Annotated in this window: 4 protein-coding genes and 1 pseudogene; all 5 read right to left on the bottom strand. The window is 43.3% G+C overall.

What is annotated here, in order from left to right; genetic code table 11:
* Nucleotides 1-913: pseudogene (locus BN2628_RS15775) on the bottom strand (DUF4962 domain-containing protein); the annotation flags it as partial.
* Between the two features lie 50 nt (nucleotides 914-963).
* Complete coding sequence (locus tag BN2628_RS15770) at nucleotides 964-1905, bottom strand: DUF5017 domain-containing protein (protein ID WP_082430191.1); 942 nt, start codon at nucleotides 1903-1905, stop codon at nucleotides 964-966.
* An 18-nt stretch (nucleotides 1906-1923) separates the two neighbouring features.
* Complete coding sequence (locus tag BN2628_RS15765; protein ID WP_021931043.1) at nucleotides 1924-3558, bottom strand: RagB/SusD family nutrient uptake outer membrane protein; 1635 nt, start codon at nucleotides 3556-3558, stop codon at nucleotides 1924-1926.
* A 26-nt stretch (nucleotides 3559-3584) separates the two neighbouring features.
* Nucleotides 3585-6731, bottom strand: a complete 3147-nt coding sequence (locus BN2628_RS15760; RefSeq protein WP_074024280.1) for a SusC/RagA family TonB-linked outer membrane protein — start codon at nucleotides 6729-6731, stop codon at nucleotides 3585-3587.
* Nucleotides 6732-6782: 51 nt separating this feature from the next.
* On the bottom strand, nucleotides 6783-8876 hold the full coding sequence (locus tag BN2628_RS15755) for a T9SS type A sorting domain-containing protein (protein ID WP_154668487.1): 2094 nt from the start codon (nucleotides 8874-8876) through the stop codon (nucleotides 6783-6785).
* Nucleotides 8877-8883: the final 7 nt, after the last annotated feature.

Below are 8883 nucleotides of genomic sequence, written 5' to 3'. Positions count from 1 at the left end.
GATTCATCGACGTACCGCTGTCAGTATCCGAATAATTGAAAGACAACAATGACGGAGCTATCATCTGCAAAGCATACTGCCCTGAATTATCAAATCCCGGTACATCAATCAACAACCCGAAGTCCGTCTGTAACGCCTTCTGCAATGCTGAGAAAAATATAGCTTGATAAGAAGTGCCGTATCCCCAATAACCATATCCCTCCGGATAATTTCCATCTATTCCATAACCGGACAGAGCCAGTTTTATTGAAGCTACAGACCGAGTTATTATCTCCTTCGCAAATTCCTCATCATCCTCATAAAGAGCCAGAGCACCTATAACCATAGCCGCATTACATACTTGATTCCAATTATTGGCCTTCCAAAGAAAATCATTATTTTCTGAATCCATAGAAGGCTCCAACCCTTTCTTCAAAATAGCGTCCTTTATCAAAGCCCTTTCTGTATCCGGCAAGTCGTCATATAACCAATCATACCCTATAGACATGGCTACTGTCATCTCCGCAACATCCAGAAAGTGAGAAGGATTCCAGTCACTGAAACTTGCAACAGCCAACATCTCCTGCCGGGCTCTTTTCAAAAAACGGGAATCAGCAGTCATCCGGTATGCATAAGACCAGTAAAATATACGCTTAATGCACTCACGCGATACATCCAGCAACCTCTTACCGGTCAATACCCGTTCAGAAAGAGGCTTAGACAACAAATTTTCCGCAGTAGACAATATCCCGTTATGTACCTTTGCATACTGCACATCAGCCAATATCGCTTTGATATTCTCCTCTTCTCCTTTCAATAAGAACAAACGAGGATGACCGGGCACATCGGCAGACGACCGCCACACAGCCTCCATTCCGTTCATATCCTTGCCGGCCAAAACATCCGACTGGCACGATAATACTAACGGTACCATGAGAATAAAAATAACAACTAAATTCACATATCTACACATCACCCTAACACTCATGGTAAAACTTCAATTTCTACACTTTTCACCACCTCCGAACGATGTCCGGCAGTTACGTTACTACCGACAAAAACTGCCGTATACCTACCCGGAGTCATATACGTATGTACATATTGCTTTATATCAGCATCAGCCACACCCTTCACCGGAACGGCAACATCAGGCAAGAGCGGCAAGACTCCCGTATCTATACCTTTCGAAATCGCCCATACCTCATTCCCCTGTTCCGTAGGTCCGTCCTTTCCTTGTAACCTCACCAACGAAGCCGATACAATACTGATACTTTCCATATTTGTCCCTTTTCCGAAATCAACAATATTAAATCCTGCAGTATAAGCCGTAGTAGAGATATCGGCAACCTTCATATCTCCCTCCTTCGTTTTCGCATTCAGTAAAAGACGGTTGATACGCCAACTCGGAGCACCCGACTCTGATGCTATTGGAAAACACAAATATCGAAACGCAATATACAACGGTTTCCCCGGAATTACAAAATCATCCAGGTTTAAAGTTCCCGATTCTGTTTCATTATTCGACCCGGCCAGAGTAAAATGACTCGTGACATCCTGCCATGTCGCCTTCTGTATTGCCCCTATATCTTTATAATTACCATTAAAATCTGTCGACAAAAGCACATATCGCTCACTTTTCTGTTTAGCATTACTAAGCAATGACCCGAAATTAAGCTCCAAAGATTCTATCGGTAATTGTCGCCCCGCATCTTTGTACCGATAATCATTACCCCACTCACCCGAATAGAATGAAATCAATTTCGCATTACCCGAAATATTGAAAACTACACTCTTTCCTGCCGGTACAACTACCTCATCAGCCCACACTTCCAGTTCCGCATTATCTACTTCCATAGGGTCGTTACACGCAAACATGCTTGTCAACAACAATACGCCCCCTCCTATTATATTACTAAAAGTCCTCATACTATATACTACTTTTTATTACCACGACGGATTTTGTTTCAACAATCTGTTCAAAGACAATTCCTTGGCAGGAATAGGCTGCAAAATATGCTTTTCCGAAACATTACGGAACCCCGTTACACAATACGACGCAGGCTTATAATTCACCTCTTTCACATCAGCCATATCCTGTTCTATATCATCAGCTACCTCATGCATACGCTCCACGAATATCCCCCAACGTATCAAATCACCCTTGCGCAACGACTCAAAGCAGAGCTCTCTCGACCGCTCCTCACGTACAATTTTCTGGAAAGACCGATAGTCCAATCCCCTTACATCATATTTATCCACATCTACAGCACCCTCCATCAACTTGCCAAAAGCTCTTCTTCTCACCTGGTTTATAGCATTATAAGCAGCCCCGGTAGGCATTTTGAACAATTCATTCTCAGCCTCGGCATACATCAACAACACATCCGAATAACGCAACAGCGGATAATTGATAGGAGTATTATGCGCTGCCTTAGGAACCAACGTCTCCATCTCCCGACGGTACTTACCCAAATAACGACGCCAGTAACTCTCCGGAGCATGATACACCTTGACTGTATGATACTTACTGTTATCTTTCTCATCCGGAGTAGAAGAGTACGTAAACGGAGCAATGTTCCAATCCCGTCTCAACGTGTCATCCTCCTCATATATCTTATAAAACGTTCCCGTCGCTGCATACATTCCTCGGGCTATCCCTATTTCCGAATCATAATCATTATTAATGCCGTTCATACCGCCGATTATCCCAGTCTCGCCATACGCATCAGACAGATTGCCCCAAAACTCGACCTCCCAAATACTCTCTTTCGTATCATACTTATCCTGTGCAAGATTGATAAACACTTGCCGATAATCAGGATTCAGTTCGTGCTTAAACTCTGTATCTTCCATTACTTTTTTACACCAATAGCGGGCATCCTTGTATTTAGTAATATCATTGACCGGCTCGCCTGCCATATACAGGCAAACCCTCGCCAATATACCTCTCACGGCCGATTGTGTCACTCGTCCGGCATGATTAACATCATTCAACGTAAACACCAGGCCCTCCGCCATTTCCATATCTTTCAAAATTTGAGCATAAACATCTGCCGGAGAAGACTGAGGCACACTCATATTCTCAGGTACCAGTGTAGGTTCCAGTACCAACGGTACACTGCCAAACGTCTGTACCAACAAAAAATAGAAATATCCACGTAAAAATAAAGCCTCACCTTTGATACGCTCTTTCACCTTTTCCTCCACTTCCGCTTGAGGAAGTTTATAAAGTAACAAGTTCGCTCGGCCTATCCCTTTATACAAAATCGTCCACAAATTAGAAACACCGGCATCACTTGCCGTATGATTATAAATAACAGGCCCATAAGTATATGTACTCCTGAAATAATAGGACTCATCGGCATCATTACCCAGCCCCACCACATAATTATTGCCATAAAGATAAGTATCTCCCAGTGTTGAATACACTCCCGTAAGAGCCGCCTCCAGATTCTTCTCCGAATTATAATACGTATCCGGATATAACATATTCTTAGGCTCTCGCTCCAGAAAATCACTACACCCCAAACCGGCCAATCCTATTACCGAAGCTAAACTAATAATCCATATCAATTTCATAATATGACTCCTTATATATATCATTATTATAATCTTATACGAAAACCAAACGTTACAGTCTTTGCCCTTGGATAAGCACAAAAATCAAAACCCGAAGTCAAGACACTGTTCAAAATAGAAACTTCCGGATCCAATCCCGAATAACGAGTCCAAGTAAACAGATTTTGTGCGGCAATATTCAAATTTATGCTGCGCACCTTTATCTTTTTCATCCACCTCTGCGGCAAATCATACCCCAACTCCAATGTTTTCAACCTCAAATACGAGCCGTCCTCAAGCGTACGGTCAGATATAAAACCCTGAGGCCCTGCCCCTTTCGTCTTAAACAACGTATTAGACGGATGGTCGGGAGTCCAGCGCTCCTCATAAGACTTATACTGGTTTATTCCTACCTGAGCCGTACCATTTCCTTCAAATATCAACCGATTAGCATTAAATACCTTATTGCCATAAGACCACTGCAACAATACATTCAATGTAAAAGTCCCTATCCTGCGGGTCGAATAACTAAAATCATTTGTAAAACCTCCCGTATGTTTAGGATGAGGAGACCCCAGTATTACCCGATCATAATCATTTATCGTACCGTCTCCGTTTATGTCCTTGTATTTAATTACCCCGGGACTCACATCCGAACTCCCGTTATCTGCTACTCCCGGATTCAATACATAAATCCCCTCCGTCAAATTCCTGAAATCACTCGTCTGATATATCCCGTCAAAAATAAAGCCATAAAACAATCCCATCGGTTTGCCCACTTCCGTAATGTACATAGGCGTATTGTTGTAAGTCGTTTGGAAACGGGCAAAATCCAGACGGTTGTTCTGATCATTGTTCAATTTCAACACTTTATTCCGATTAAAACTGATATTAAATCCTGACTTCCAAGCAAAAACAGGAGTCTTGATGTTCGTACTCTCAAACGAAAACTCCCAACCCGAGTTTCTCACCTTTCCAATATTCTGCATGGCATACGTATATCCCGTACTGGCGGGAATCTGAGAGTTCAGCAACAAATTATCCGTATATTTATTGTAATAATCGACTGTAAAGGAAATTCGGTTATTCAATATCGAGAAATCGATACCCGCATCGAATTGTTTTGTCTCTTCCCATTTCAATTTAGGATTGGCCAATCTCGAAGTTCCCACGCCCAACGACGGAGTCTGGTTACCAAAAGAATAATAATTTTTTATTCCGGAGTCCAGCGAAGCCATATAATCATAATTGCCTATACGATTATTTCCTGTCACACCATAACTCGTTCTCAGTTTCAACGACGAAATCTGAGGTACATACCTTAAAAACTCCTCCTCTGCGACATTCCACGATGCTGCTACCGAAGGAAAATATCCCCATTTATGCCCTGGAGCAAATTTAGAAGAACCATCGGCACGCATCGTTACTGTAAAGAGATATCGCGAGTCATAAACATAATTGGCGCGTCCATAAAAAGAAGCCATTGTATAATCACCGTAAGAATAGGAAACCCCGTTTGCTACCCCCATACCCAAACCATAAATACCCAACTCATCATAAGGGACATTAATGGCCGTCATACCATCCGATTTGGTAACACCCAACTCAAACGACGCTCCACCTACCACGTTCAAATGATGCACATCTCGTATCTTCCTATCGAAAGTTATCGTATTCTCATTAGTATATATCGTACGTTGATAATGCGACACACTGCCCCATTGTCCTTTTGTATTGCGATTATTATACGGACTTCCATTTATTGTATTGCTGTTATTAAAATTCTCCGTAGACTCTTTTCTGTTATTTACTGCCCCCCGCACATTTATCGTCAGATAACCGGTCGGTTTGTACTCCATATATGCTGTTACCCTCAAATCGTCTCTGATTTGTTCTCGAAACTCGTTCGAATTGGAAAGTACCGGATTGATACGAAAATCATTATTCGAATACATGTCATCGTCCACCAATAACTCCTCCAAATCTGAATTAGGACTATACGGACGATACGCCCATACCCGGTATAGCAAATTAGTAATTGTCGTTGAACTTATTCCCTCCGATGAAATCAGCTGTCCGTAATTTTTATTATGGCTACCCGTCACATCGACACCTACTTTGAATTTGGAACGAATCATCTGGTCTATACTCGCCCGCCCCCGGAAAGATGAATTTCCCGAATTACTGATAATCCCATCTTGTCCATAATACGAACCAGAAATCGAATAGCGGGTTTGTGGTGTACCGCCTCTTACCGACAAATCATAAATCATCGTCATCGGATTAGAAGCCGAAATCTGTTTCTGCCAATTGATACCCGGCGCATTCCTATAATCTTCCAACGTCTTGCCATCCTGAAAATAAAGCAACCTTGCCCGACTTTCATCATATTCTTCCAAATACTTCACATACTCATAAGCATCCATCATCTCTATCCAGTTTGTCATACGGGGAAAACCTACTTTGGCACTAAACGATACAATAGGTTTACCGACCATACCTTTCTGGGTCGTAATCACAATTACACCATTTGCCGCACGTGAACCATAGATAGCGATTGCCGATGCATCTTTCAACACACTCATCGATTTTATATCCTCGGCACTAAGCGAAGCCGGATCAAAATCTTCCATCGGTATGCCGTCTACGACAAACAACGGGGAATTATTCTGCGTCAATGAATTGGCACCACGAATAATAATACTATTCTCTGCTCCGGGCTGCCCGTCGACCGACGACACTTGTACACCCGATACTCTCCCCGCCAGAGCCTCGGCAAAAGACCCCACCGGAGCTTTCGCCAAATCTTCCACATTCACTTGTCCCACAGCTCCGGTAAGGTCTTTTTTCGAAACGGCACCATAACCGATAACCACCACCTCGGACAACCGTTTATCCTGCTCGGTCATCTTAACATTGACAACTGTCTTATCGCCTAAAGATTTCACAATCTTAGTATAGCCCAACATTGAAAATTCCAGCCTCTTCACTCCATCCGCAATCTTCAACGAATACCGGCCATCCTTGTCGGTCATAGTTCCGGCATTATCCTCCAAAGCCCTCACGACAACCCCGGCAAGAGGTTGCTCATTCTCATCAGAAACCTTTCCCGAAACCCTCCGCTCCTGAGCCATAGCCGCCATTTGGCAAAACACAAATGCACCCAGTAAAAATATAAATTTGAAATATTTCATCTTCCCAACCTTAAAATTTAACTCTCTCATCTCAATCATCTCCCGACACTATCAGTCCAAAACCATCTTTTTTACATAACGACCGTCAGCAGAGGTAATGACAACGACATAGACACCTTTGCCATTCATATCGACCCATATCTCATTCTGCATGGAAACTACCGTCTTCAATAGCACTCCTTTCAAATTATAAATCGATACACCGACAGGGCCGGAAAAGTCTGAGACAACACATATTCCTCCCTTGGTAGCCCACACACGACAATCGTCCCGATGTTCCATCCCCACAGAAAGTTCTGGTCCCGGGACGAACGACAGACACTCCATTTTGTCCCCTTTTGCCAAAGCCAAGTACAAATAATACTTTATCGATGCATCCAGATTCTCCAACAATATCCCCTCAGCCACAAAAGGAAACTCCAAATATTTACACTTTTTATCAGGACTTTTCCTTATCAAATCTGCCGTCATTTTTCCATCCGGCTCAGTTTTTAATACATAATAAACCGTAGTTATACTATCCGATGCCACCCGAACGGCAACATAATCATATCCTCCCGATGCTATCGCTGCCTCCGTAAAAACCGGTGCAGGAGCCATTTTCCCCGTAAGTCGCAACGAAGCCGTTATCTCATCTCCTGTACCCGACAATGATGTCATCTCTACCGTAGCTTCCGCATTGGCCTTCCCGTCAAAAGTCACCGTAACCGGAATTCCCGCATTTACCTCATCCGCAGCAATACGATTTTTATCAAGTGTAAAATAAGCAGCATCACCCCTTACCGACAACAGCACATCATTCGCAAGATTAGCTCCCGAAAACATAAATTGTAAAGACATTCCCTCTCCTTCGCATACATTGAACTCCAGTTCGTCTGTCGACAACAATATTGCAGCATTCTCAAATACAGAACCCCGCAATGGTATTTTAAGCTCGGCTCCCTGAGAAGAAAAACGTACCCTCAACATATCAGAAAATTCACCCGTAATCTCACTGTCGAGTACAACCGTAATCTGTACACGATTACCGCTGAGTTCACTCTTTCCCGCTACCGAAAAAGGAGAAGAATCACCAAGCTCGCAGACAATATTATCGAGACTACAAACAAACCCCAATGTACAGATAAGCTCCATACTCTTAGGCTTATCGACAAGAGTAGCAATCACTATCTCATTCATGTTCAACTCGATAGACAAAGGTTCCCGCCAGTTATGAATCGGCAGCCCTCCATTCAATACAGGGTTCTCAAAATCTGCTTTCCAAGGCAATGACTCCCGATGATTATTCAGCAACTCCACAAACTCCTTCGACCTCATTTCTTCTGCCGTTTTCCTCAACGCCGAGTTAGCATTACTTTCATCCCCGTTTATATAATAGCAATTCGAGACAATAGCCCGAATGCTGCTTACTTTCGTCAATATTCCACCCGTACGGGGACTTTCAGAAACAGACGAAATCATTCCTGACGAATAACAATTACTGATACTGAAATCTGTATTCTGATCCAATTGTCCCAATATTCCACCCGTATAATTATAGCTGGTTACATTCCCGGCAGAATAACAGTCCTCCACCGAAAAAGCCTTTGTAGAACGAAATATTCCTATCAGCCCTCCAGCACTATTATTCGAAGCTGCAACGTCAGCATCGCTGAAACACCCGCTTATCACATGCCCCTCTGTATTGATATAACAACGCCCCACCAAGCCTCCGACACGTTCTTTGCCCATGACGGAACTGTTGCCGGTAATACCCAGATTCAGAATCGTTGCGTTGTAAACGTATCCGAAAAGCCCTACTCCCGATGTGGTCGGCCGGTTTACATAGAGATTGGAAATAAGGTGCGAGTTGCCGTCGAATGTGCCTCTGAAGCTGATATCATCGGATGTCCCTATCGGAGACCACTCCTTCCCCCCGAGGTCTATATCGTTCATAAGTACGAAGTACTGTCCGGTGAAGGTTTCCCCCCCGTTTACCTGCCGGCTCAATAGTGCCAGGTCCTGGGGCGAATGTATCTGCCATGGATTTCTTTCACTGCCATCTCCTCCGGAAAATTCTTCAGAAACTGATATCCCGTCCCAGACAGGAACAGCATACAATGCAGAACAGCACACACTAAAAATAAAAAATAAAAATGTTTTCATAGAACTA

The sequence above is a fragment of the Gabonia massiliensis genome (assembly GCF_001403595.1).
Taxonomy (GTDB): domain Bacteria; phylum Bacteroidota; class Bacteroidia; order Bacteroidales; family Coprobacteraceae; genus Coprobacter; species Coprobacter secundus.
This window is presented reverse-complemented; position numbering and strand designations above follow the sequence as displayed.